Genomic DNA, 24528 nt, shown 5'->3' with positions numbered 1-24528 from the left:
AGCCACCCGGCTGAGGTGCTCCGGCAGCAGGATGCGCAACGCCTCGTCGAGGCTGACCCCGCCGAGCTCGGTCTCCGCGACCCGCGCCAGGGCGTCGCGGTTCCCTGGCGTCACCCGCATGCGCGTCTGCATGCTCCGAGCCCACGTACCCGACCCGCTACGTTCTCGGCCCATGGCCCGAGAGATCCAGCACGTGCGTGGCAAGGTCGTCCTCATCACCGGCGCGGCACGGGGCTTCGGGGAGCTCCTGGCCCGCGACCTCGCCGAGAAGGGCGCGAGGCTCGCGCTGCTCGGCCTCGAGCCGGAGCGGCTGCACGCCCTGGCCCGCGAGCTCGGGCCCAACGCCGAGGCCTTCGACTGCGACGTCCGCGACCGGGCCGGGGTCGACGCCGCCGTGGCCGCCGCGGCCACGCACTTCGGCGGCATCGACATGACCGTCGCCAACGCCGGCATCACCGCCTTCGGCACCCTCGCCGACCTGGACCCGGACCGCTTCGAGGCCGTGCTCGACGTCAACGTCAACGGGGTCTACCGCACCCTGCGGGCTACGTACCCGCACCTGGCCGCCAGCAGGGGCTACGTCCTCGTCGTCGCCTCCATGGCCGCGGCCATCCACTCGCCGCTGCAGGCGCACTACTGCGCCTCCAAGGCTGCGGTGACGGCCATGGCGGACTCGCTGCGCATCGAGGGCCGCGCCGACGGGGTCGACGTCGGGTGCCTGCACCCCACCTTCGCGAGCACCGACCTGATGACCCAGACCCACGACGACCCGGCCGGCGACCTCATCTGGGGGGGCAACAAGAAGCTCGGGCTGTGGTCGGAGGTCCCCCCGGAGCAGGTGGTGCGCACCATGGTCCGGATGATCACGCGCCGCAGCCGGCGCGCCGCGGTGCCGGACCGCCTGCTGCCGGTCGTGTGGCTGGACGGGCTGGTGCAGCCCCTGCTGGAGCGCGGGTTCACCCCGGCCAAGGTGCGACGGATGCGGGACGCCGCCCGCCGATGACCGCAGCAGGGTGAGCACGCCCACGCACCGTCCTGTCGGGCCCCCTGGCTAGAGTCCGCTCCCATGACGAGTGCGACGAAGCCCGCCAGCGAGACGCCCGACCCGCACACCACGGCCGGCAAGCTGGCCGAGCTGCACCGCCGGGAGGACGCCGCCATCCACGCGGGCTCCGCCAAGGCCGTCGAGCGGGCGCACGCCAAGGGCAAGATGACCGCGCGCGAGCGGATCGACGCCCTGCTCGACCCGGGCTCGTTCGTCGAGACCGACGCCCTGGTCCGGCACCGCTCCACCAACTTCGGCCTCGCCGACAACCGTCCCTACGGCGACGGCGTGGTCACCGGCTACGGGACCATCGACGGCCGCGAGGTGTGCCTGTTCAGCCAGGACGCCACCGTCTTCGGCGGCAGCCTCGGCGAGGTCTACGGCGAGAAGATCGTCAAGGTCATGGACCTGGCGCTGAAGACCGGCCGTCCGCTCGTCGGCATCAACGAGGGCGCCGGCGCGCGCATCCAGGAGGGCGTGGTCTCCCTCGGGCTCTACGGCGAGATCTTCCTGCGCAACGTGCACGCCTCCGGGGTCATCCCGCAGATCTCGCTCATCATGGGCCCGTGCGCGGGCGGGCACGTCTACTCCCCCGCGCTGACCGACTTCATCGTCATGGTCGACCAGACCTCGCAGATGTTCATCACCGGGCCGGACGTCATCAAGACCGTCACCGGCGAGGACGTCACCATGGAGGACCTGGGCGGGGCGCGCACCCACAACACGAAGTCCGGCGTGGCCCACTACATGGGCGCCGACGAGCAGGACGCGCTCGACTACGTCAAGGAGCTGCTGGCCCACCTGCCCAGCAACAACCTGGGCACCGCGCCGCGCTTCGAGTCCGAGAACCTCACCGAGGGGTCACTGGCCGAGAACGTCACCGAGACCGACCTCGAGCTCGACACCCTGATCCCCGACTCGGCGAACCAGCCCTACGACATGCGCGAGGTCATCACCCGCGTGGTCGACGACGCGGAGTTCCTCGAGGTCCAGGAGCTGTGGGCGCCCAACATCCTCATCGGCTTCGCCCGGGTGGAGGGCCGCAGCGTGGGCATCGTGGCCAACCAGCCCATGCAGTTCGCCGGCTGCCTCGACATCGACGCGAGCGAGAAGGCCGCTCGCTTCGTCCGCACCTGCGACGCGTTCAACGTCCCCGTCATCACCTTCGTCGACGTGCCGGGGTTCCTGCCGGGCACCGAGCAGGAGTTCAACGGCATCATCCGGCGCGGCGCCAAGCTCATCTACGCCTACGCCGAGGCCACCGTCCCCAAGGTCACGGTCATCACCCGGAAGGCCTACGGCGGCGCCTACGACGTGATGGGCTCCAAGCACCTCGGGGCCGACGTCAACCTGTCCTGGCCCACCGGGCAGATCGCGGTCATCGGCGCCTCGGGCGCGGTGGGCATCGTGCACCGCCGCCGTCTCGCGGCCGCGGCGGAGGCCGGCGAGGACGTCGACGCCCTGCGCGCGGAGCTGCAGCAGGAGTACGAGGACACCCTGGTCAACCCCTACGTGGGGGCCGAGCGCGGCTACGTGGACGCGGTCATCCCGCCCAGCCACACCCGCGGCCAGGTCGCCCGGGCGCTGCGCATGCTGGACTCCAAGCGCCAGACGCTGCCGCCCAAGAAGCACGGGAACATCCCGCTGTGAGCGCAGGCGAGCCCGACGGTGCTGTGAGCGCAGGCGAGCCCGACGGTGCGGTGAGCGCAGGCGAGCCCGACGGTGCTGTGAGCGCAGGCGAGCCGGACGGTGCTGTGAGCGCAGGCGAGCCCACCCCCGCGCCGCTGCTCAGCATCGTCCGGGGTCAGCCCACCGACGCCGAGGTCGTGGCGCTCACGCTGGTGCTGGCCGCGGCCGGTGGCGGCGAGCCCCCGGCCCCGCGCCGCCGCGAGCGCTGGGGCGACCCCGCCGAGCTGCTGCGCCGTCCGTTGCACCCCGGCCCCGGTGCCTGGTCGGCGAGCCTGCGCCAGCAGTGACCACGTTCGTCCTGGCCTCGGCCTCGCCCGCGCGGCTCGGGGTGCTCCGTGCCGCCGGGGTGGACCCACAGGTGCGAGTCTCCGCCGTCGACGAGGACGCGCTCGCTGCCGTGCTCGGACCCGTCGAGCCTGCGGCGCTGGTGGCTGCCCTCGCCAGGGCCAAGGCGCTCGACGTCGCCCCCGCGTGGTCGGACGCGGTGGTGGTCGGGTGCGACTCGATGCTGCACGTCGGCGGGGAGCTCGTCGGCAAGCCGCACACCGTCGAGGTGGCCCGGAAGCGGTGGGCGGCCATGGCCGGGGCCGCCGCGGAGCTGCTGACCGGGCACTGCGTGCTCCGGGTGCGCGACGGGCAGGTGGTCGGCGAGTCGACGGCGGTGCAGACCACCGTCGTGCACTTCGCGCGTCCCACGTCCGCCGAGGTCGAGGCGTACCTGGCCACCGGCGAGCCCCTGGAGGTCGCGGGGTCGTTCACCCTGGACGGTGTCGGCGGCTGGTTCGTGGAGCGGATCGAGGGCGACCCGTCCAGCGTGATCGGCATCAGCCTGCCCCTGGTCCGGCGCCTGCTCGGCGAGCTCGGGCTCAGCGTCACCAGCTTCTGGAACACCTGAGGCACACGTCTGCCCCGCAGGCGCGCAGCGGCTCCGGGCGTGGCGAGGGTGCGCTGGACGCCGTCCGGCTCGACGACCGGGGGACGTCCGCCCGCCCGGTCGTCGACGATCGCCCGCGACCCGGGTCTGCGCGGGGTCGACCCCACTGCCGGCTGAGCCTCCGCCGGGGGGCTGTGACACCGTGGAGCGCACAACCAACACCTTGGAGATCACCGTGCCGATCGCGCCGGAGCAGAACCCCGACTTCGCCGACTACGCCCACCCCGAGCGGCTCGTGTCCACGACATGGCTGGCCGAGCACCTCGGTGAGCCCGGCCTCGTCGTCGTCGAGAGCGACGAGGACGTGCTGCTCTACGACTCCGGGCACGTCCGCGGCGCCGTGAAGGTCGACTGGCACACCGAGCTCAACGACAGCGTGACCCGGGACTACGTGGACGGCGCAGGCTTCGCCGCGCTCATGGGCGGCAAGGGCATCTCCCGCGAGGACACGATCGTCGTCTACGGGGACAAGTCGAACTGGTGGGCCGCCTACGCGATGTGGGTGTTCACCCTGTTCGGGCACGCCGACGTCCGCCTGCTCGACGGCGGCCGCGCTGCGTGGGCGGCCGAGGGACGCGAGCTGACCCGTGACGAGACCGCGGTGACGCCGGCGGAGTACCCCGTCGTCGAGCGCGACGACGCGCCCATCCGGGCGTTCAAGGAGGACGTGCAGGCCGCGATCGGCACCGTGCCGCTCATCGACGTCCGCTCCCCCGCGGAGTACACCGGCGAGCGCACGCACATGCCGGACTACCCCGAGGAGGGTGCGCTGCGCGGCGGGCACATCCCCACCGCGGCGAGCGTGCCGTGGGCCAGGGCCGCTGCGGAGGACGGACGGTTCAAGAAGCGGCCGGAGCTCGAGGCGATCTACCACGAGGAGGCCGGGCTGACCCCCGAGGGCGAGGTCATCGCGTACTGCCGCATCGGCGAGCGGTCCAGCCACACCTGGTTCGTGCTGACCCACCTGCTCGGGCACACCTCCGTCAAGAACTACGACGGCTCCTGGACCGAGTGGGGCAACGCGGTGCGCGTCCCCATCGTCACGGGCGCCGAGCCGGGCGCGCTGTGAGCATCCCGTCGGGTCTGCAGGAGGTCATCGAGGACTTCGAGGCCGTCGAGGGCCGGGACAAGCTGACCCTGCTGCTCGAGCTCTCCGACGAGCTGCCGGAGCTGCCCGACGGGATGGAGACCGCCGACCTCGAGCGGGTGCCGGAGTGCCAGACGCCGCTGTTCCTCACGGTTGACGCCGCGGACGCCGAGCACGTCAAGCTGTACTTCCAAGCGCCACCCGAGGCTCCCACCACCCGGGGGTTCGCCGCGATCCTGCACCACGGCCTGGACGGCGAGAGCCGGGAGACCGTGCTCGCGGTGCCCGAGGACTTCTACGCCACGCTCGGGCTCGCCGACGTGGTGAGCCCCCTGCGGCTGCGCGGGCTGAGCGCGATGCTCGCCCGCATCAAGCGCCAGGTCCGCGAGGCCAGCTGATCATGGTGCAGCAGCACGTGCACCCCGCGTGAGCCGCACGGACACCGGCCAGACCCGGTCGCAGTCGTGGCGCCGGCTCGTCCCGGGTGTCGCGCTCGCCCTGGTGCTGGCGGCGCTGGCCACCCCGCTGGGGCTGCTGCTGCCGGTGATCGGCGCACCGGTCTTCGCCATCGTGCTGGGCCTCCTCCTCGGGCCCCTCGCGCTGCGCGTCGGTGGGCGCGACCGGCTCGAGCCCGGGACCGGGTTCGCCAAGGGGTTCCTGCTGCAGCTGGCGGTGGTGGTGCTGGGATCGGGACTGTCCCTGCTCACCGTCGCCCGGGTCGGCTTCAGCTCGCTCCCGGTCATGCTGGGGACCCTCGCGATCTGCCTGGTGGTGGCCTGGTTCGTCGGGCGCCGGCTCGGCATCGACGACGACCTGACGACGCTCATCGGCGTGGGCACGGCCATCTGCGGAGCCTCAGCCATCGCCGCGGTCAGCCCGGTGATGAAGGCCCGGAGCAACGACGTGGCGTACGCGGTGAGCACGATCTTCCTGTTCAACGTGGCCGCGGTGCTCGCCTTCCCGCCGCTGGGGCACCTGCTCGGGCTCGACCAGCAGGCGTTCGGCCTGTTCGCCGGCACCGCGGTCAACGACACGTCCTCGGTGGTGGCCGCGGCGTCGGTGTACGGGCAGGAGGCGGCGAACACCGCCGTCGTGGTCAAGCTGACCCGGACGCTGATGATCATCCCGATCGTGCTCGTCCTCGCCGCCGTGGTCCGCAGGCGGGACACCTCGTCGCCCTCGACCCGCTCGGCCAACCCCCTCCGCCTCGTGCCCTGGTTCCTGGTCGGCTTCCTCGTCGCGGCCGGGCTCAACACCCTCGGCGTGATCCCCGGGGCCGCCCAGCCCGCGCTCGCACACGTCGGGCTGTTCCTCATCACCACGGCCCTGGCGGCCATCGGCGTCTCCACCGACGTGCCCGCCCTGCGCAGGACGGGCGCCCGACCCCTCGTCCTCGGCCTCGTGCTGTGGCTCACCGTCGCCGCGAGCAGCCTCGTGATCCAGGGTGTGACCGGGTGACCCCGCCGTCGGCGCGGGGCCGGGTTCGCGCCACGGCACGGTCTGCCTAGACTCCGCTGGTGTCGGCCAGGACGGCGGCGACGACCGCGACGCCGCGAGGGCGCCGCCAGTGACCACAGGAGGTCTCGTGGCCAGCCACGCAGGTGCAGTGATCCAGAAGGTGCTCGTCGCCAACCGCGGGGAGATCGCCGTCCGGGTCATCCGGGCCTGCGCGGACTCCGGCATCGGCAGCGTCGCGGTGTACGCCGAGCCGGACGCGGACGCACCGCACGTGCGCCTCGCCGACGAGGCCTTCGCCCTGGGCGGGCAGACCTCGGCGGAGTCCTACCTCGACATCGCGAAGATCCTCGACGCGGCCGCGAAGTCCGGCGCCGACGCGATCCACCCCGGGTACGGCTTCCTCTCCGAGAACGCCGAGTTCGCCCAGGCGGTGCTGGACGCGAACCTCACGTGGATCGGCCCCTCCCCGCAGTCCATCCGTGACCTGGGCGACAAGGTCACCGCGCGCCACATCGCCACCAGGGCCGGTGCTCCCCTGGTCCCCGGCACCGCCGAGCCGGTCAAGGACGCCTCGGAGATCACCGCCTTCGCGAAGGAGCACGGGCTGCCCATCGCCATCAAGGCGGCCTTCGGCGGCGGCGGGCGCGGCATGAAGGTCGCCCGCACCATGGAGGAGATCCCGGAGCTGTTCGACTCCGCCACCCGCGAGGCCGTCAGCGCGTTCGGTCGCGGCGAGTGCTTCGTGGAGCGCTACCTGGACAAGCCCCGCCACGTCGAGGCACAGGTGCTGGCCGACACCCACGGCACCGTCATCGTCGTCGGCACCCGCGACTGCTCGCTGCAGCGCCGGTTCCAGAAGCTGGTCGAGGAGGCCCCCGCACCGTTCCTCACCGACGCCCAGCGCGAGGAGATCCACGCCAGCGCCAAGCGCATCTGCTCCGAGGCCGGGTACTACGGCGCCGGCACGGTGGAGTACCTCGTCGGCCAGGACGGCCTCATCAGCTTCCTGGAGGTCAACACCCGCCTGCAGGTGGAGCACCCCGTCTCCGAGGAGACCTCGGGCCTGGACCTGGTGCGCGAGCAGTTCCGCATCGCCGAGGGCCGCAAGCTCGAGATCACCGAGGACCCCGTCCCGCGCGGGCACTCGTTCGAGTTCCGGCTCAACGGCGAGGACGCCGGCCGCGGGTTCCTGCCCGCGCCCGGCACCGTCACCCGGTTCTCGGCCCCGTCCGGGCCCGGCGTGCGGATGGACGCCGGGGTCGAGTCGGGCAGCGTCATCGGCGGCCAGTTCGACTCCATGCTCGGCAAGCTCATCGTCACCGGGGCCGACCGCACCCAGGCGCTCGAGCGCTCGCGCCGCGCGCTGGCCGAGCTGCAGATCGAGGGCATGGCGACCGTGCTGCCGTTCCACCGTCTCGTGGTCAGCGACCCGGCGTTCGTGGGCGACGACGACGGGTTCACCGTGCACACCCGGTGGATCGAGACGGAGTGGGAGAACACCGTCGAGCCGTTCACCGGGGGCGAGCCGGCCGACACCGACACCACCCCCCGGCAGACCGTGGTCGTCGAGGTGGGGGGCCGACGCCTCGAGGTCTCGCTGCCCGGCGACCTCGCTCTCGGCGGCGGCGGGAGCGGCGCCGCCAGGAAGAAGCCCTCCGGCCGCAAGCGCGGCGGTGCCGGCGCGGCCGCCTCCGGCGACGCCGTCGTGGCCCCCATGCAGGGCACCGTGGTCAAGGTCGCGGTCGAGGAGGGCCAGACCGTGGCCAAGGGTGAGCTGGTGGCCGTGCTCGAGGCCATGAAGATGGAGAACCCGGTGACCGCGCACAAGGACGGCACGGTCACCGGCCTGTCCGTCGAGCCGGGCGCGGCCGTCACCCAGGGGACGGTGCTCTGCGAGCTGACCGACGACTGAGCACCGGCCGCTGGCCTGCGTCCCCCGAGCCCTGCCCGCGCGGTCGCTGCGTCCCAGGAAGTTGCACGCTCGGCGGGTGTCAGGGTGCGAACAGCCCGCTACCTGCCCAAAGGAGGTTCCCGTGGAGCCGATCGAGGTGAACGCGGGCGCCTGGTACCTGCGGGCGCTGCGGGTCGACGAGCGGGTGGACGACCGGCCCGCCCTGCTGGCGATGGCGCAGGACGAGGACTCGCGCAGGTACACGGGACTGCGTGGGGTGGTGGACCTGACGACCGCCGGTGAACGGGTGGCCGCGAGTGCCCGGGGGTGGGCGCAGGACACCTGCTACGGCTGGGCGGCGTGCGAGCCCAGCACCGGAGAGATGCTCGCCGAGCTCACGCTGCGCGATCTGCACCTCGACGAGCGCTGGGCCGAGCTCGGCTGCGTGACGGCGCCGGCCCACCGCGGCCGGGGGATCGTGACGACGTCGGTGGGCGCGGTGCTCCGGCTGGCCTTCGCCGACGAGACGCTGGGCGGGCTCGGGCTGCATCGGGTGGTGTGGCGCCACGACCCGGAGAACGCGGCGTCCGCGGCGGTGGCCCTGCGCTGCGGGTTCACCCCGGAGGGTGTCGCCCGGGGCGCGGGGTACGACCAGCGCGACCTCGTGGTCCTCGCCCGCCTGGCCACCGACTGAGTCCCCCGTGCCCCCGTGCGCCAAGTGCGGGCTATTGGCGCTCATCCGGGACGGATGACGACCAATAGCCCGCACTTGGCGCGAAAGGCGGAGGGCCGAGCTCAGTGCGCGGGGACCGGCACCGGCTCGAGGATCTCGGCCCGCGCCTCCGGAGCAGCGGCCCGGAGGGCGTCCGCGGAGCCGTCGGTCAGCTCGGCCTGCGACTCCTTCTCCGCCTTCACCCGCGCGTTGTACAGCTCCACCTCGCGCGCGATGGTGGCCTCGTCCCAGCCGAGCACCGGAGCCATCAGGTCGGCCACCTGCTGGGCGCAGTCCACCCCCCGGTGGGCGTACTCGATGGAGATGCGGGTGCGGCGGGCGAGCACGTCCTCCAGGTGCAGCGCTCCCTCGGCCTCCACGGCGTAGACGACCTCGGCCGCGAGGTAGTCCTCCGCACCACCCAGGGGTCGGAGCAGCTCCGGCCGGTCCTGCGAGGCCGCGAGCACCTCGTGCAGCAGAGAGCCGTAGCGGTCGAGCAGGTGGGTCACCCGGTGCGGCGGCAGCCCGTAGGTCTCGGCCACCTGGTCGGCCTGGTTGACCAGCGCGAAGTAGCCGTCGGCCCCGACCAGCGGCACCTTCTCCGTGACGGAGCCGGCCACCCGGATGGGCAGGTCCTTGGCTGCCTCGTCCACCGCGTCGGCGCCCATGACCCGGTACGTCGTGTATTTTCCGCCGGCGATGGCGACGAGACCGGGGGCCACCCGCGCCACCGCGTGCTCGCGCGAGAGCTTGGAGGTCTCCTCGCTCTCGCCGGCCAGCAGCGGCCGGAGCCCGGCGTAGACGCCCTCGATGTCCGCCGGGGTCAACGGGATGGCCACCGCGGCGTTCACGTGGGTGAGGATGTAGTCGATGTCGGCCTTCGTGGCGGCTGGGTGCGCGAGATCCAGCGCCCAGTCGGTGTCGGTGGTCCCGATGATCCAGTGCTTGCCCCACGGGATGATGAACAGCACGGACTTCTCGGTGCGCAGGATCATCGCGGCATCGCTGTTGATCTTGTCGCGGCCGACGACCAGGTGCACGCCCTTGGACGCACGGACCCGGAACTTGCCCTTGCCACCGGCGATGGACTGCACCTCGTCGGTCCACACGCCGCTGGCGTTGATCACCACGCCGGCCTGCACGGTGGTCTCGCGGCCGTCCTCCGAGTCGCGCACGGTGACCCCGGTGATCCTGTCGGCCTCCTTGACGAACCCGACGACCTGGGTGGACGTGCGGACCACGGCTCCGTAGTGGGCGGCGGTGCGGGCGACCGTCATGGTGTGCCGCGCGTCGTCGACGAGGGTGTCGTAGTAGCGCACCCCGCCGGTGAGCACGTCCCGCTTGAGCCCGGGCGACATGCGCAGGGCACCGGCGCGCGAGAGGTGCTTCTGGCGCGGGACGGACTTCGCGCCGCCGAGGGTGTCGTAGAGGAAGATCCCGGCCGCGACGTAGGGGCGCTCCCACACCCGGTGGGTGAGCGGGTAGAGGAACTTCAGCGGCTTGACCAGGTGCGGCGCCAGCGTCGACATGGACAGCTCGCGCTCGTGCAGCGCCTCGCGGACCAGCCCGAACTCGAGCTGCTCCAGGTAGCGCAGGCCGCCGTGGAACATCTTCGACGACCGGCTCGAGGTGCCCGAGGCCAGGTCGCGCGCCTCCACCAGGGCCACCGTGAGCCCCCGGGTGGCGGCGTCCAGCGCGGCCCCGGCCCCGACCACGCCACCACCGATCACCACGACGTCGAAGCGCTCGGAACCGAGCCGCTCCCAGCTGGTCTCGCGTGCGGCCGGGCTCAGCACCGCTGTCCTGGTCTGATCGCTCATCTCTCGACTCCCTCGTCGTGGACTGTGGATTCCAGGATGCACCCGGACCCCTCATTTCGCACGTCTGTCCACGGCTTCTGCACAGATGTGCGGCCGCCTCGGGCGGGTTACCGGTGGGCGGTCGCCTGCTGCGCGACGAGGGCGGCCGCACTGAGGTCGTCGATGACGAGGTCGGTGACGAGCCCTCCGGCGAGCGCCCCGCGGAGACCGGCCAGCTTCTCCTCGCCGGAGATGATGCACAGCCGGCGCGGCACCTCGCGGAAGCGGTCGAGGAAGGGCCCGCTGGCCCGCTCGTTCAGCGCGATGCCGTCCCAGCTGCCGTCCCCGCGGAAGAACACGGTCGCGATGTCGCCGACCACCCCGTCGGCCCGCAGCGCGACGACGTCCTCGTTCTCGAGGTACCCGGCGCTGTAGACGTGGCTGGGTACCTGTCCGCCCACCGCTCCGATGCTGAACACCGCGACGTCCATCCGGTCCTGCAGGGCCAGCACCCGGGAGATGCTCCGCTCCCGCCACAGGTGCGTGCGGGTCTCGGGGTGGTCGAAGAACGCCGGCACCGGGAACTCCTGCGGCCGCGCCCCGTAGGCGTGGGCGAAGCCACGGACGATGTCGGAGGCGTAGGAGATGCCGGTGGTGCGGGTGTTGCCCGCGCCGTTGAGCTGGACGACGTGGGCGTTGTGCGTGCGCTTGGGGGTGAGGTGGCGCCCGACCGCGCTCAGCGTGGTGCCCCAGGCGACGCCCATCACCATGTCGGAGTCGAAGAAGGACCCGAGCAGCCGGGCCGCGAACAGGGCCACCTTGTCCAGGCGGTCGAGGTCGCTCACCGACTCCGCCACCGGCACCACGTGGGCGCGGATGCCGTAGGCGTCGCACAACGCCTGCTCCACCTGGGGCGCCCGGCCCTGCGGGGTGGTAATCCTGATCTCGACGAGCCCGGAGCTGCGGGCGTAGCTGATCAGCCGCGACACCGTGGAGCGCGAGACGTCGAGCTCGCGCGCGATGGCGGCCATGGTCAGGTCCTGGAAGTAGTACAGCCGCGCGGCCTGCACGGCCTCGGCGATGCGGGCGCCCCCCGGGTCGGTCGGGATGAGGGTCATCGCTCGTCCTTCGTGAACATTCGTGCAGGCCTCGGTGGGCAGCCCGTCCTCACATCGTGGGAGGTCTGCCGCCGAGCCGCAAGACGGCCCCCCGACCCCCTGGTTCGTGCACAGACGTGCAGACCCTTTGCGCGGGTGTGCACAGCCCCTAGCATCGCACGTGGTCATATGACGCGGGTCACATGTCGAGATCCACAAACCACTGGAGGATCGCATGGCGAACAAGATCGAGAAGCTCGGACTGGGCGGGGAGCTGGCCGCGGAGTTCGCCGGCACGCTGATCCTCATCCTCTTCGGCGTAGGAGTCGTCGCCCAGGTCGTGGCGGGCGGGATCGGCAACCACGACAGCATCGCCTGGGCGTGGGGCCTGGGGGTCACCTTCGGGGTCTACGTGGCCGGACGGTTGACGGGCGCGCACCTCAACCCTGCGGTGACCCTGGCCCTGGCCGTGTTCCGGGACTTCTCCTGGAAGAAGGTGTTGCCCTACAGCGCGGCCCAGACGGTGGGCGCCTTCGTCGCCGCCCTCATCGTGCGGGCCAACTACAACGACGTCATCAACTCCGTCGACCCCGGCCACACGATCAAGACGCAGGGCATCTTCTCCACCCTGCCCGGCAACGGGGCGCTGCCGGTGAGCACCACCTCGGCGCTGATCGACCAGATCATCGGCACCGCCATCCTGCTGTTCCTCATCTTCGCCGTCACCGACGCCCGCAACAGTGCGCCGCTGGCGAACTTGACCCCGCTCATCGTGGGTTTCATCGTCGTGGCCATCGGCTTCGCCTGGGGCACCAACGCCGGCTACGCGATCAACCCGGCCCGTGACTTCGGGCCACGGCTGGCCTCGTTCATCACCGGGTACGGCACCGCGTGGCGGGACCAGACCGGCAGCTTCTACTTCTGGGTGCCCATCGTGGGTCCGCTCATCGGCGGGCTGATCGGAGCGGTGCTCTACGACCAGCTCGTCGGCCGGTTCCTGCACCTGGTCCAGGACGACGAGCCGGACGCGGGCCGGGTCCGCTCGGACCCCGACGACGAGATCCACTCGGGGCACACCCACGGCGTCCACCCGGAGCCCGTCGGGGAGATCCGGTCGAACCCTGCTGACACCAACACCTGACCCCGTCACCGCACCCACCGCTGAGGAGCACCCTGCATGAGCACCTACATCGCCGCCATCGACCAGGGCACCACGTCCACCCGCTGCATGATCTTCGACCACGCGGGCCTCGTGCACGCCGTGGACCAGAAGGAGCACGAGCAGATCTTCCCGCAGTCCGGGTGGGTCGAGCACAACGCCGTCGAGATCTGGAACAACACCCGCTCCGTGGTCGCCGGCGCGCTCGCCAACGCCGACCTCTCAGCCAGCGACATCGCCGCCGTCGGCATCACCAACCAGCGCGAGACGGCCCTGGTGTGGGACAGGAAGACCGGGGAGCCGGTCTACAACGCCATCGTCTGGCAGGACACCCGCACGGACAAGATCGTCACCGCACTCGGCGGCTCCGAGGGTGCCGAGAAGTACAAGGCCACCACCGGCCTGCCGCTGGCCACCTACTTCTCCGGGCCCAAGGTGAAGTGGATCCTGGACAACGTCGACGGCGCGCGCCAGCGGGCCGAGGCCGGGGACCTGATCTTCGGCAACATGGACGCCTGGGTGCTGTGGAACATGACCGGCGGGGTCGACGGTGGGCTGCACTACACCGACCCGACCAACGCCAGCCGCACCATGCTGATGGACCTCGACACCCTGACCTGGGACAAGGACATCTGCGCCGACATGACCATCCCGATGTCCATGCTGCCCGAGATCCGCAGTTCCTCGGAGGTCTACGGCCGCGACCGCGAGCGCGGGGTGCTGGCCGGGGTGCCCATCGCCGGCATCCTCGGCGACCAGCAGGCGGCCACCTTCGGCCAGGCGTGCCTGAGCCCCGGGGAGGCCAAGAACACCTACGGCACCGGAAACTTCGTGCTGCTCAACACGGGCACCGAGAAGGTGATGAGCAAGAACGGGCTGCTGACCACGGTCTGCTACAAGATCGGTGACAAGCCCACGATCTACGCGCTCGAGGGGTCCATCGCGGTCACCGGGTCCTTGGTGCAGTGGCTGCGGGACAACCTCAAGCTCATCAGCAACGCCTCGGAGATCGAGGCCATGGCCCGCGAGGTCGAGGACAACGGCGACACCTACTTCGTGCCCGCGTTCTCCGGCTTGTTCGCCCCCTACTGGCGCAGCGACGCCCGCGGCGCGATCGTCGGGCTCACCCGGTTCAACAACCGCGGCCACATCGCTCGTGCGGCCCTGGAGGCCACCGCCTACCAGACCCGCGAGGTCATCGAGGCGATGAACGCAGACTCCGGGGTGCCGCTGACCGCGCTCAAGGTCGACGGCGGCATGGTCGTCAACGAGCTGCTCATGCAGTTCCAGTCCGACATCCTCGACGTGGACGTGGTGCGGCCGCAGGTGGCCGAGACCACCGCGCTCGGGGCGGCGTACGCGGCGGGCCTGGCGGTCGGCTTCTGGGAGTCCGAGGACGACATCCGCACCAACTGGGCCGAGGACAAGCGCTGGACCCCCGACATGGACCCCGCGCAGCGCGACAAGCTCTACAAGGGCTGGAAGAAGGCCGTCACCCGCACCTTCGACTGGGTCGAGGGCGACGACTGAGCACGGGGGCGGGCGCGCCACCCCTCTCCCCGGGCCCGACCGCACACGTGGTCCGGCCCGGGGAGAGGGGTCCGCGCGGCGGCGGCGGCACAGGACACCGTCGGCGTCTTGTGTGGTGGAGGTGAGGAACCTAGCCTCCGACGAGAGATCGTTTCCGAGGCGCAACCGGGCACGGCGAGGTCGGGAGAACCGATGAAGAAGCTCATCAACGAGCCAGCGGACGTCGTGGCGGAAGCCCTGCGGGGCATGGCTGTCGCCCACCCCGAGCTGCGCGTGGACCACGACGCCAAGGTCGTCTTCCGGGGCGGCGGGCCGGTGCAGGGCAAGGTCGGGCTGATCTCCGGTGGTGGTTCCGGCCACGAACCGTTGCACGGCGGCTTCGTCGGGCTGGGCATGCTGGACGCCGCGTGCGCCGGTGAGGTGTTCACGTCACCGGTGCCGGACCAGGTGGTGGCCGCGACGCGGGGCGTGGACGGCGGCGCCGGGGTGCTCCACGTGGTGAAGAACTACACCGGCGACATCATGAACTTCGAGATGGCCGCCGAGATGGTGGCCGCGGAGTCCGGGACCGAGGTCGTCGCGGTGGTGACCGACGACGACGTCGCGGTGCAGGACAGCCTCTACACCGCAGGGCGCCGTGGCGTCGGCGTCACCGTCCTGCTGGAGAAGATCGCGGGTGCGGCCGCCGAGCAGGGCCGCCCGCTGCAGGAGGTCGCCGAGGTCGCGCGCAAGGTCAACGCACAGGGTCGGAGCATGGGGGTGGCGCTCACCTCGTGCACGGTTCCCGCGGCCGGCAAGCCCACGTTCGACCTTCCCGAGGGGGAGATGGAGCTGGGGGTCGGCATCCACGGGGAGCCGGGCCGACGACGGCTCCCGCTCGCTCCCGCCCGGCAGGTCGCCGAGATGCTGCTCGAGCCCATCCTGGCCGACCTCGACTTCACCGGTGGTGACGGTGTGCTCGCCTTCGTCAACGGGCTGGGGGGGACTCCGCTGCTCGAGCTCTACCTGATGTACGGCGAGGTGGCGACCATCCTGGAGAAGTCCGGTGTCCGCGTCGTCCGGTCCCTCGTGGGCCCGTACATGACGAGCCTGGAGATGGCGGGGTGCTCGGTGACCCTGCTCAAGATGGACGACGACCTGCTGCGCCTGTGGGACGCCCCGGTCCGCACCCCGAGCTTGCGCTGGGGTGTGTGAGGGTTGGCCACCGACCTCGCCGTCGCCGACCTGGAGCGCTGGGTGCGGGAGTTCGCCCGCACCATCACCGCCCAGCGGGAGCTGCTGACCGAGCTGGACTCGGCCATCGGGGACGCCGATCACGGCACCAACATGCACCGCGGCGCCTCCGCCGTGGTGGCGGCCCTGGATGCGGCACCGCCCGCCGGCACCGCGGCGCTGCTCAAGCAGGTCGGCATGACCCTGGTCAGCACCGTCGGTGGGGCGAGCGGACCGCTCTACGGAACGCTGTTCCTCCGGATGGCGGGCGCTGTGGGTGAGGGCACCCTGGACGGGGCGGGCTTCGCAAGGGCCCTGCGCGCAGGCCTCGACGGTGTCGCCGCCCGGGGCAAGGCCGAGCGGGGGGACAAGACGATGCTCGACGCGCTGATCCCGGCGTGCGACGCGCTCGACGGTGCGCTGACCGCGGGCGGACCGTTCGGCGAGGCCCTCGTCACCGCTGCGGCCGCCGCCCGCGACGGGCGGGACGCGACGATCCCCCTGCTGGCCCGCAAGGGCCGGGCGAGCTACCTCGGTGAGCGCAGCATCGGGCACCAGGACCCCGGGGCCACCTCCACCGCCCTGCTGCTGGACGCCGCGGTGACCGCCCTCGCGGGCACCCGGGACTAGGACGCGCCGTGTCCCGGGTGGGCCTGGTCGTCGTGTCCCACAGCCGGGCCCTGGCCGAGGCCGCCGTTGCGCTCGCCGAGGGCATGGTGCACGGGCAGGACCTGTCCGTGGAGATCGCCGCCGGCCTCGACGACGGGACGTTCGGCACGGACGCGACCGCGATCGCGCACGCCGTGACGGCCGCGGAGCGCGGTGACGGCGTCGTCGTGCTCATGGACCTGGGCAGCGCCGTGCTCTCGGCCGACCTCGCCCTGGAGCTGCTCGACGAACCGGCGCGGGAGCGGGTCCTGCTGTGTCCCGCTCCCCTGGTCGAAGGCCTGGTCGCAGCGGCGGTCACCGCGGCCGGAGGCGGAGATCGACACGCCGTGGCCGTCGAGGCGCTGGCGGGGCTCGCCGGCAAGCAGTCGCAGCTCTCGGGCGCGGACCCCACCACCCCGTCCACCGCGAAGACCCCGGAGACCGGCGGACGCGTGGGGTCGTTCACCGTGACGAACGAGCACGGCTTGCACGCCCGGCCGGCCGCCCGCCTCGTGCAGGAGGCCGGGCGCCTCGGCGCGCGGGTCGAGGTGCGCAACGCCACCACCGGTTCGGGCTGGGTCCCCGCCACGAGCCTGTCCCAGGTGGCGACGCTGGGCGCCCTGCAGGGTCATGAGGTGCAGGTGCGGACCTCCGGGCCCGCGGCCGAGGAGGCGCTCGGCGCGCTGCTCGCCCTGGCCGTCGAGAGTGACCACACCCACCCTGCTCCGGCGCCCGCCCGTGGATCCACCGCACCGCTCGCGGCGAGCGGGACACCGGTGCCGGCCTCCCCCGGCATCGGCACGGGTCCCGCCAGGCTGCTGCAGTCCTCCCGGCCGGAGGTGCCCGACGAGGTGGGCGCTGGTGCCACCGTCGAGCGGGAGCGGCTCGACGCGGCGCGCACGGCCTGCCGCGACGAGATCCGACACGTGCGGGCGACGACGGCCGTCCACGTCGGCCAGGAGGAGGCCGCGGTGTTCGACGCCCACCTCCTGCTGCTCGAGGACAGCGACCTGCTCGCCGACGTCCACCAGCGGATCACCGGCGGTCAGGCCGCAGCCCCCGCCTGGTCGGCGGCCGTCGACCGGGTGGCGGCGGCCGTGGCGGCCCTGCCTGACCCCTACCAGCAGGCACGGGCAGCCGACGTGCGGGACATCGGGGACCAGGTGCTGCACCGACTGCTCGGGGGCCGGCAGCACGCCGACGACCTGCCCGACGCACCCGGTGTCCTCATCACCTCCGACCTCACCCCGGCCCAGGCCGCCAGCCTGGATCCGCTGCGCACCACCGGACTGGTGCTGGCCGGGGGCAGCCCCACCTCCCACAGCATGATCCTGGCCCGGGCCCGCGGCGTGCCGGCGGTCGTGGGGGCGGGACCGGCCGTGCTCGACACCCCGGAAGGCACCCTCGTCGCGCTCGACGGTGCGACCGGTGAGCTCGTGATCGCCCCCGGTGCCGCCGTGCAGCAGCGCTTCCGCCGCCGCGCGTCCGAGCTGGCCGAGGCCGACCGGGTGGCCCAGCAGCAGACCAGGTCCGCAGCGCACACCCGCGACGGCGTGCACGTCCTCGTCGCGGCCAACCTCGGCTCGGTCGCGGACGCGCACCTGGCGGTCTCCTGCGGCGCGGACCTCGCCGGTCTGGTGCGCACGGAGTTCCTGTTCTCCGACCGCGACACCGCGCCGGACGTGGAGGAGCAGGAAGCGGTCTACCGCGACATCGGGCACGCCCTCGACGGACGCCTGCTCACCCTGCGGACCCTCGACGTCGGCGGCGACAAGCCGCTGCGGTACCAGCCGGTGGCCGGCGAGACCGACCCGTTCCTGGGCGTCCGCGGCATCCGGCTGTCCCTGGCACGCCCCGGACTGCTCGCCGACCAGCTGCTGGCCGTCGTGCGGGTCGCCCACGACACGCCGGTCCGCGTGATGTTCCCGATGGTCAGCACCGTGGCCGAGCTCGCGGCGGCCCGGCAGGTGCTCGACGCCGCCATCACCCGGGAGGGGCGGGGCGCTCCCCCCGGGCTCGAGGTCGGGATGATGGTGGAGGTCCCCGCCGCGGCCCTGAAGACCGCGAGCTTCGCGCCGTACGTCGACTTCGTCAGCATCGGAACCAACGACCTCACCCAGTACACGCTGGCCGCCGCTCGCGGGAACGCAGGTGTCGCCGGCCTCGCCGACCCCTACGACCCGGGGGTGCTGAGCCTCATCGCGACCGTCTGCGCAGGAGCGGGGCGCGCGGCGGTCGCGGTCTGCGGCGAGATGGCGGCCGACGAGCTCGCCACGCCGCTGCTGCTCGGGCTGGGGGTGGGCGAGCTGAGCGTGGCGCCCCGCGCCGTGCCCGCCATCAAGCAGGCGGTGCGGGCCGTGGACCGGGGCCGCGCTGCCGTGACGGCTGCCCGGGCGCTCCGCGCCGAGGGGCCGCGCCAGGTGCGCGCGCTGCTCGCGGGAGACACCACCCAGCCCGGGGGCGGGCTCTCCTGACAGGCCTTGCTCCCCGCTCCTCGCGGTCGGCCCGGATCCGCTCTAGTCGAGGTCGTCGTGGCGCATGAGCTGGCGGCCGGCCTCGGTGATGGAGCCGGACAGCGACGGGTACACCGAGAAGGTGTACGCGAGGTCCTTCACCGTGAGGTTGTTCTGCACCGCGAGCGCGATGGGCAGGATGAGCTCGGAGGCCACGGGTGCCACCACCACCCCACCGATGACGACACCGGTGGCCGGGCGGCAGAACAGCTTGACGAACCCGCGGCGCAGGCCCTGCATCTTCGCCCTCGGGTTGGTGGCCAGCGGGAGCATCACGGTGCGCGCCGGAACCTTGCCCGCATCGATCGCCGCCTGGGAGATGCCGACCGTCGCGATCTCGGGCCGGGTGAACACCGCCGACGTGACGGTCTTGAGCCGGATCGGGTTCACCCCTTCGCCGAGGGCGTGCCACATGGCGATGCGGCCCTGCATGGACGCGACCGAGGCCAGTGGGAGCAGGCCGGTGCAGTCGCCGGCGGCGTAGACCCCGGAGACGGACGTGCGCGAGACGCGGTCCACCGGGATGAAGCCGCCCCGGTCGAGCTCGACGCCGATCTTGGACAGGCCCAGCCCGGAGGTGTTCGGCACCGATCCCACGGTCATCAGCGCGTGGCTGCCCTCCACCGTGCGCCCGTCGGCCAGGTGCACCACCACCCCGGTGCCGATGTTCTCCACCCGGTCCGCACGTGCCTCCTTGACCACCACCACGCCGCGCTCGTGCAGCACGTCCTCCAGCACGGAGGCCGCGTCGGCGTCCTCCCCGGGCAGCACCCGGTCCCGGCTGGAGACGAGCGTCACCGGCACGCCCATCTCGGTGTACGCGGAGACGAACTCCGCGCCGGTGACCCCGGAGCCCACCACCACGAGGTGGGTGGGCAGCTCGTCGAGGTCGTAGATCTGGCGCCAGGTGAGGATGCGCTCGCCGTCGGGCTGGGCGGTCGGCAGGATGCGCGGGCTGGCGCCGGTGGCGATGAGGACGACGTCGGCGTCGAGGAGCACGGGCTCACCGTCCGCGGGCTGCACCGAGACGCGGTGGGTCGCCATGCCGGGGACGTCGTCCACGATCTGGGCGCGGCCGGGGACCAGGCGCACGCCCTCGCGCTGCAGCCGGGCCCGGATGTCCGCGGACTGCGCCAGGGCCAGGGCCTGGACGCGGCCGTGCACGGTGGGCAGCTCGACCGCGGCACGCTCGAGGTCGATGTTCACGCCGAGGTCGCTGGCGCGGCGGAGGTCCGTGCGGACGCCGGCCGAGGAGATGAAGGTCTTCGACGGGACGCAGTCGTAGAGCACGCACGCCCCACCCACGCCCTCGGCCTCCACGACCGTCACGTCGGCGCCGTGCTGCGCCGCGACCAGGGCCGCCTCGTAGCCGGCCGGGCCGCCGCCGATGATGACGATCCGGGTCACGGTGTCCTCCAAGGCAGGAATCTGTCTGTCGGCCCAGGTTACCGACTCACCCAGGCACCGCTGACCCGCCTCCGGTGGGCCCACTAGGCTGACCGACCGTGCCGATCTACGCCGCGTACGGCTCGAACATGGACCCCGAGCAGATGCTCGAGAGGGCTCCGCACTCGCCGATGGCGGGAACGGGCTGGCTCCTGGGCTGGCGGCTGACCTTCGCCGGGGAGGACCTCGGCTGGGAGGGGGCCCTGGCCACCGTCGTGGAGGATCCCGACAGCCAGGTCTTCGTCGTCCTCTACGACATGAGCCCGGAGGACGAGCGCAGCCTCGACCGCTGGGAGGGCGGTGAGCTCGGCATCCACCGCAAGCTCAAGCTGCGCGTGCAGACCCTCGACGGCTCGGTGCTGCCCTGGCTCTACGTGCTGGACAGCTACGAGGGCGGGCTGCCCTCCGCCCGCTACCTCGGGGTGATGGCCGACGCTGCCTACGCCGCCGGCGCCCCCGAGGACTACGTCTACGACCTGCGGGTGCGCGCCGCCCGCAACGTCGGGCCCGGCACGCACGAGGCCTAGCCGCGCACCGCGGGACGCAGGGGCCGGGTCTCCAGCGCCCGGGTCTCCAGCGCCCGGGTCTCCAGCGCCCAGGTCTCCAGCGCACAGTGCACGAGGGTGCGCACACCCACCTCGAGCGCGCGCTCGTCGAGGTCGAAGGTCGGCTGGTGCAGGTCCAGCTGGGGCCCGGTTCCCGGCCACACGCCCAGGCGGCCCATCGCCCCGGGCACCCGCTCCAGGTACCAGGCGAAGTCCTCCCCCCCGCTGGACTGCAGCGTCGGTGCGACCGCGGACTCCCCCACCCCGTCCGCCACGGCCGCCCTCAGCAGCCGGGTGCTGGTGCGCTCGTTGACCACCGGCGGCACGCCCCGGACGTGCCGCAGCACGTGGGTGACCCCCGTCGGGGCGAGCAGGGCGGTGACGGCCTCGGCCACCAGCGGCTCGAGCAGCCCCCAGGTCTCCCGGTCCCCGGTGCGCAGCGTGCCGCGGAGCAGGCCCGACTGCGGGATGGCGTTGGCCGCCTGCCCTGCCTGCACTGCGCCCCAGACCAGCACGGTGCCGGTGCGGGGGTCGATCCGTCGGCTCAGCAGCGCCGGCAGCCCGGTGATGACGGTGCCCAGGGCGTGCACCAGGTCGGCGGTGAGGTGCGGGCGCGAGGTGTGCCCGCCCGGGGAGTGCACCTCCAGCTCGAGCACGTCGCAGGCACTGGTCACGGCGCCGGACTTGATGCCCACCCGCCCCACGGCCAGCCGGGGGTCGCAGTGCAGGGCGAACACCCGGGACGCGCCCTCCAGGGCCCCGGCGGCCAGCAGGTCGTGCGCCCCCCCGGGCATGACCTCCTCGGCCGGCTGGAACAGCAGGCGCACCCGTCCGGGCAGCGGACCCGCCGAGGCGAGCGCGAGGCCCGCGCCCAGCAGGAGCGCGGTGTGGGCGTCGTGACCGCAGGCGTGGGACACCCCCGGCACGGTGGAGGTGTACTCGGCCCCGGTCGTCTCCTGCAGCGGCAGGGCGTCCATGTCCGCCCGGAGCGCCACCAGGGGTCCGGGACCCCCGCCCACGTCGCACAGCAGTCCGGTCCCGCCGGGCAGCACCCGCGGGGTCAGGCCTGCCGCGGCGAGCCGCTCGGCCACGTAGGCGGTGGTGGCGTGCTCGTCGCGGGAGAGCTCGGGGTGGGCGTGCAGGTGGCGGCGCCACGTCACCAGCTCGTCCCGGCCCGTGGTCAGCCAGGCCTCGAGCCAGTCCGGTGAGCTCACCGGCGCGCCACCCCCTCGAGCAGCCGGTCACGCTGGTCCGCGTCGGTGGCGGCGGCGATCGCGGTGTGCGCCAGGGCCGTCGCCCCGTCCAGCACGGCGCGGTCGGCCGAGGCGTTGACGCAGGCCGCGGCGAACTCCGGCTGGTGGTTCACCGCGTCGCCGCAGTCGATGGCCACGGTCGGGTGGATGCCGGGGAGGGCGCGGGTCACGTTGCCCATGTCGGTGCTGCCCGCCTGGCGCAGCACCTCCTCCGCGCGGCTCAGCGGCGTGCGACCCAGCGCGGTGACCGCCGTGCGGTAGGCCTGCGCGAGCCAGGCGTCCGGGGCGAGCTCGGCGTAGGTCGGCGAGATCTCGACCACGTCGTGGGTGCACCCGGTGGCCAGCGCGCCGGCCGCGAAGCAGTCGCGCGCGCGTGCGGTGATGCGCCGCAGCGACTCGAGGTCCCGCGCACGGAGGTAGTAGAGCGCCTCGGTGTGCGCCGGGACGATGTTCGGGGCCGCCCCGCCGTGGCTGACGATGCCGTGCACCATCTGGCCCGGCTCCAGGTGCTGGCGCAGCAGCCCGATCCCCACCTGCGCCACCGTGATCGCGTCCGCGGCGTTGCGGCCCAGGTGCGGTGCCGCGGCGGCGTGGCTCTCCTTGCCCGTGTAGCGGACGGCCACGTCGGCGATGGCGAGCGAGGGCGACGCCACGGTCTCCACCGGGTTGGGGTGCACCATCATCGCCGCGGCCACGCCGTCGAACACCCCCGCGTCGAGCATCAGCACCTTGCCGCCCCCGGTCTCCTCGGCCGGGGTGCCGATCACGCGCACGGTGATCCCGAGCTCGTCGGCCACCTCGGCCAGCGCGAACCCGGCCCCGAGGGCCGCGGCGGCGATCACGTTGTGCCCACAGGCGTGTCCCACCTCGGGCAGAGCGTCGTACTCGGCGCACAGCCCGATGACGAGCTCGCCGCTGCCGAAGGTCGCGTCGAAGGCCGTGGGCAGGCCGGCGACACCGCGACGGACGTCGAACCCGTGCTGGGACAACGACTCCGTCAGCTTCGCCGCGCTGCGGCGCTCGGCGAAGGCAATCTCCGGCTCGGCGTGCAGGGAGTGCGAGAGGGCATGCAGCTCGGCCGCGTGCGTGCTCACCGCCGCAGTGGCGCGGTCCCGGGCGGGCTCAGCCACCGAGGCTGATCCCGGCGCTCTCGCGCAGCGCCTGGACGGCCGGGCCGTACATCGTGGTCTTGATGGCCGCGAGGGTGTCCCCGCGCTTGCCGGTCAGCGCGCCCGCCCGGGCCACGGCGCGCCCGAGCACGTCGGCCTCGTCCGCGGTCTCGTCGACGATCCCTGCCGCCAGCGCGTCGGCCCCGCCGTAGCGCCGGGCCGTGGTCATCGCCTCGTGCGCGGTGGTCTTGCTGAGCCGGGCCTGGATCAGGGCGGCCATGCCGGGGGTGAACGGGATGTGGATGTCCACCTCGGGCAGGCAGAAGAAGCCACGGTCCACGCGCATGACCCGGGTGTCGTGGGCGAGGGCGAGCATCCCGCCCCCGGCGAAGGTGTGCCCGTTCATCGCGGCCACGGTCACCATCGGGAAGGTGAGCACCGTGGCGAGCAGCGACTGGATGGTGGCCACGTACGTCGCGGTCTGGTCCAGGTGGCCGGAGAGCCAGTCGAGGTCGAGGCCGTTGGAGTAGAACTTGCCGGTTCCCGTGGTGACCAGGGCGGCGTCCCCGGTGGAGGCCAGCACCTCCTCGAGCAGCTGGTCGACCTCGGCGAGCCACTCCGGGGAGAAGCGGTTCTCGGTGTCGCGGGCGCCGCCGACGTTGAGGTCGAGCACGAACACGTCACCATCTCGCTGCAGCTGCGGCATGGGGGTGGCACTCCTTCACGGGTCTGGGAGCCTGACTCTATGACGCCGACCCTGACGACCGACGAGCTGCTCACCACCACCCGCACCGTGCGCAAGAGGCTGGACCTCGAGCGGGCGGTCCCGCTGGAGCTCGTGAGCAGGTGCATCGAGATCGCGCTGCAGGCCCCGAGCGGCGGCAACGCCCAGGGCTGGCACTGGCTCGTGGTCACCGACGCCGCCCAGCGCGAGGCGATCGGCGACATCTACCGGGAGTGCTTCGCGCGGTACGAGGCGTCGAAGGGCTTCGCCGGCAACCTGCACGCCGACGACCCCGCGCGGGCCGCGACGCAGCAGAAGGTGGGCACGAGCGCCTCGTGGCTGGGCCAGCACATGGGCGAGGCGCCGGTGCTCGTGATCCCCTGCCTGCAGACCGGGCGTCCGCTCCCGGAGGGCAACCAGGCCGGGCTGTGGGGATCGCTGCTGCCGGCGGCGTGGAGCTACGCGCTGGCCGCGCGCGACCGTGGGCTGGGGACGGCGTGGACGACGGTGCACCTGATGCGGGAGGCCGAGGTCGCCGAGATCCTGGGGCTGCCCGAGGGCGTGCACCAGGGGGCCCTGCTGCCGACGGCGTACTTCACCGGCGAGACCTTCTCGCCTGCTGCGCGCCAGCCGGTCTCGGAGGTGCTGCACCTCGACCGCTGGTGACGGCAGGCGTC

General features: G+C 72.9%; 21 protein-coding genes and 1 pseudogene. 16 read left to right on the top strand and 6 right to left on the bottom strand.

Annotated elements, in window-relative coordinates; translation table 11 throughout:
• The first annotated feature begins 172 nt into the window (after positions 1-172).
• The 9 genes from RHODO2019_RS03285 (at position 173) to RHODO2019_RS03245 (ending at position 8798) form a co-directional block, all read left to right on the top strand.
• A complete protein-coding gene (locus tag RHODO2019_RS03285) occupies positions 173-1003 on the top strand; it encodes an SDR family NAD(P)-dependent oxidoreductase (RefSeq protein ID WP_265383610.1) in 831 nt (276 codons plus the stop codon).
• Between the two features lie 63 nt (positions 1004-1066).
• Entirely contained in the window at positions 1067-2695 is a 1629-nt protein-coding gene (locus RHODO2019_RS03280) for an acyl-CoA carboxylase subunit beta (protein WP_265383609.1), read from the top strand.
• Between the two features lie 104 nt (positions 2696-2799).
• Positions 2800-3021, top strand: coding sequence for an acyl-CoA carboxylase subunit epsilon (locus RHODO2019_RS03275; protein WP_265383608.1), 222 nt, complete (start codon positions 2800-2802; stop codon positions 3019-3021).
• On the top strand, positions 3018-3629 hold the full coding sequence (locus RHODO2019_RS03270) for a Maf family protein (RefSeq protein ID WP_265383607.1): 612 nt from the start codon (positions 3018-3020) through the stop codon (positions 3627-3629). The genes RHODO2019_RS03275 and RHODO2019_RS03270 overlap by 4 nt, the downstream gene beginning before the upstream one ends.
• 214 nt (positions 3630-3843) lie before the next feature.
• On the top strand, positions 3844-4737 hold the full coding sequence (locus tag RHODO2019_RS03265) for a sulfurtransferase (RefSeq protein WP_265384596.1): 894 nt from the start codon (positions 3844-3846) through the stop codon (positions 4735-4737).
• Positions 4734-5153 (top strand): SufE family protein, encoded by a 420-nt coding sequence (locus tag RHODO2019_RS03260; RefSeq protein ID WP_265383606.1) that lies wholly within the window; start codon positions 4734-4736, stop codon positions 5151-5153. Before RHODO2019_RS03265 ends, RHODO2019_RS03260 begins: the two co-directional genes overlap by 4 nt.
• A gap of 28 nt (positions 5154-5181) precedes the next feature.
• Positions 5182-6213 carry a YeiH family protein gene (locus tag RHODO2019_RS03255; RefSeq protein ID WP_265383605.1) on the top strand — a complete coding sequence of 344 codons (1032 nt, stop codon included), beginning with the start codon at positions 5182-5184 and terminating at the stop codon, positions 6211-6213.
• 127 nt (positions 6214-6340) lie between these two features.
• The gene (locus tag RHODO2019_RS03250; protein ID WP_265383604.1) at positions 6341-8125 is read left to right on the top strand and encodes an acetyl/propionyl/methylcrotonyl-CoA carboxylase subunit alpha; all 1785 of its coding nucleotides are present in this window, start codon (positions 6341-6343) and stop codon (positions 8123-8125) included.
• 121 nt (positions 8126-8246) lie between these two features.
• On the top strand, positions 8247-8798 hold the full coding sequence (locus RHODO2019_RS03245; protein ID WP_265383603.1) for a GNAT family N-acetyltransferase: 552 nt from the start codon (positions 8247-8249) through the stop codon (positions 8796-8798).
• Between the two features lie 101 nt (positions 8799-8899).
• Here RHODO2019_RS03245 and RHODO2019_RS03240 read toward each other — a convergent pair whose 3' ends face one another.
• Together RHODO2019_RS03240 and RHODO2019_RS03235 are read right to left on the bottom strand one after the other, a co-directional pair.
• Complete coding sequence (locus tag RHODO2019_RS03240) at positions 8900-10636, bottom strand: glycerol-3-phosphate dehydrogenase/oxidase (protein ID WP_265383602.1); 1737 nt, start codon at positions 10634-10636, stop codon at positions 8900-8902.
• A gap of 107 nt (positions 10637-10743) precedes the next feature.
• Positions 10744-11733: a sugar-binding transcriptional regulator gene (locus RHODO2019_RS03235; protein ID WP_265383601.1), complete on the bottom strand. Its 990-nt coding sequence runs from the start codon at positions 11731-11733 to the stop codon at positions 10744-10746.
• 214 nt (positions 11734-11947) lie between these two features.
• On the opposite strand from RHODO2019_RS03235, the pseudogene RHODO2019_RS03230 reads away from it, so the two are divergent.
• The 5 genes and pseudogenes from RHODO2019_RS03230 to ptsP form a co-directional block, all read left to right on the top strand.
• Positions 11948-12712 (top strand): annotated as a pseudogene (locus RHODO2019_RS03230) (MIP/aquaporin family protein); the annotation flags it as partial.
• Positions 12713-12889: 177 nt separating this feature from the next.
• Entirely contained in the window at positions 12890-14401 is a 1512-nt protein-coding gene (glpK, locus tag RHODO2019_RS03225) for a glycerol kinase GlpK (protein ID WP_265383600.1), read from the top strand.
• A 192-nt stretch (positions 14402-14593) separates the two neighbouring features.
• Complete coding sequence (dhaK, locus tag RHODO2019_RS03220) at positions 14594-15595, top strand: dihydroxyacetone kinase subunit DhaK (RefSeq protein ID WP_265383599.1); 1002 nt, start codon at positions 14594-14596, stop codon at positions 15593-15595.
• A 3-nt stretch (positions 15596-15598) separates the two neighbouring features.
• On the top strand, positions 15599-16243 hold the full coding sequence (gene dhaL / locus RHODO2019_RS03215) for a dihydroxyacetone kinase subunit DhaL (RefSeq protein WP_265383598.1): 645 nt from the start codon (positions 15599-15601) through the stop codon (positions 16241-16243).
• A gap of 8 nt (positions 16244-16251) precedes the next feature.
• Positions 16252-18735, top strand: a complete 2484-nt coding sequence (gene ptsP / locus RHODO2019_RS03210; protein ID WP_265383597.1) for a phosphoenolpyruvate--protein phosphotransferase — start codon at positions 16252-16254, stop codon at positions 18733-18735.
• Between the two features lie 42 nt (positions 18736-18777).
• On the opposite strand, the gene RHODO2019_RS03205 is transcribed toward ptsP, so the two are convergent.
• Positions 18778-20181, bottom strand: a complete 1404-nt coding sequence (locus RHODO2019_RS03205) for an NAD(P)H-quinone dehydrogenase (protein WP_265383596.1) — start codon at positions 20179-20181, stop codon at positions 18778-18780.
• Between the two features lie 98 nt (positions 20182-20279).
• Between RHODO2019_RS03205 and RHODO2019_RS03200 the strand changes: the two genes are divergently transcribed.
• Entirely contained in the window at positions 20280-20747 is a 468-nt protein-coding gene (locus tag RHODO2019_RS03200; protein ID WP_265383595.1) for a gamma-glutamylcyclotransferase family protein, read from the top strand.
• On the opposite strand, the gene RHODO2019_RS03195 is transcribed toward RHODO2019_RS03200, so the two are convergent.
• From RHODO2019_RS03195 to RHODO2019_RS03185, 3 genes are read right to left on the bottom strand one after another with little or no spacing between them, the layout of a single operon-like run.
• On the bottom strand, positions 20744-21979 hold the full coding sequence (locus RHODO2019_RS03195) for an amidohydrolase (RefSeq protein ID WP_265383594.1): 1236 nt from the start codon (positions 21977-21979) through the stop codon (positions 20744-20746). The two genes, RHODO2019_RS03200 and RHODO2019_RS03195, sit on opposite strands and share 4 nt — an antisense overlap.
• Positions 21976-23148 carry a M20 family metallopeptidase gene (locus RHODO2019_RS03190; protein WP_435532165.1) on the bottom strand — a complete coding sequence of 391 codons (1173 nt, stop codon included), beginning with the start codon at positions 23146-23148 and terminating at the stop codon, positions 21976-21978. Before RHODO2019_RS03190 ends, RHODO2019_RS03195 begins: the two co-directional genes overlap by 4 nt.
• Complete coding sequence (locus RHODO2019_RS03185; protein WP_265383593.1) at positions 23141-23833, bottom strand: enoyl-CoA hydratase-related protein; 693 nt, start codon at positions 23831-23833, stop codon at positions 23141-23143. The genes RHODO2019_RS03190 and RHODO2019_RS03185 overlap by 8 nt, the downstream gene beginning before the upstream one ends.
• A 39-nt stretch (positions 23834-23872) precedes the next feature.
• Here RHODO2019_RS03185 and RHODO2019_RS03180 point away from each other — a divergent pair, with 39 nt between their 5' ends.
• Entirely contained in the window at positions 23873-24517 is a 645-nt protein-coding gene (locus RHODO2019_RS03180; RefSeq protein ID WP_265383592.1) for a nitroreductase family protein, read from the top strand.
• Positions 24518-24528: the final 11 nt, after the last annotated feature.

The sequence above is a fragment of the Rhodococcus antarcticus genome (genome assembly GCF_026153295.1).
Classification (GTDB): domain Bacteria; phylum Actinomycetota; class Actinomycetes; order Mycobacteriales; family Mycobacteriaceae; genus Rhodococcus_D; species Rhodococcus_D antarcticus.
Note: the sequence above shows the minus strand (reverse complement) of the source record. Positions and strands in the feature narration are given on the sequence as shown.

Coding starts and splice junctions, on each gene's coding strand:
- glpK (WP_265383600.1), top strand. CDS start 12,890: ATGAGCACCTACATCGCCGCCATCGACCAGGGCACCACGTCCACCCGC.
- dhaK (WP_265383599.1), top strand. CDS start 14,594: ATGAAGAAGCTCATCAACGAGCCAGCGGACGTCGTGGCGGAAGCCCTG.
- RHODO2019_RS03240 (WP_265383602.1), bottom strand. CDS start 10,636: ATGAGCGATCAGACCAGGACAGCGGTGCTGAGCCCGGCCGCACGCGAG.
- RHODO2019_RS03280 (WP_265383609.1), top strand. CDS start 1,067: ATGACGAGTGCGACGAAGCCCGCCAGCGAGACGCCCGACCCGCACACC.
- RHODO2019_RS03180 (WP_265383592.1), top strand. CDS start 23,873: ATGACGCCGACCCTGACGACCGACGAGCTGCTCACCACCACCCGCACC.
- RHODO2019_RS03285 (WP_265383610.1), top strand. CDS start 173: ATGGCCCGAGAGATCCAGCACGTGCGTGGCAAGGTCGTCCTCATCACC.
- RHODO2019_RS03185 (WP_265383593.1), bottom strand. CDS start 23,833: ATGCCGCAGCTGCAGCGAGATGGTGACGTGTTCGTGCTCGACCTCAAC.
- RHODO2019_RS03235 (WP_265383601.1), bottom strand. CDS start 11,733: ATGACCCTCATCCCGACCGACCCGGGGGGCGCCCGCATCGCCGAGGCC.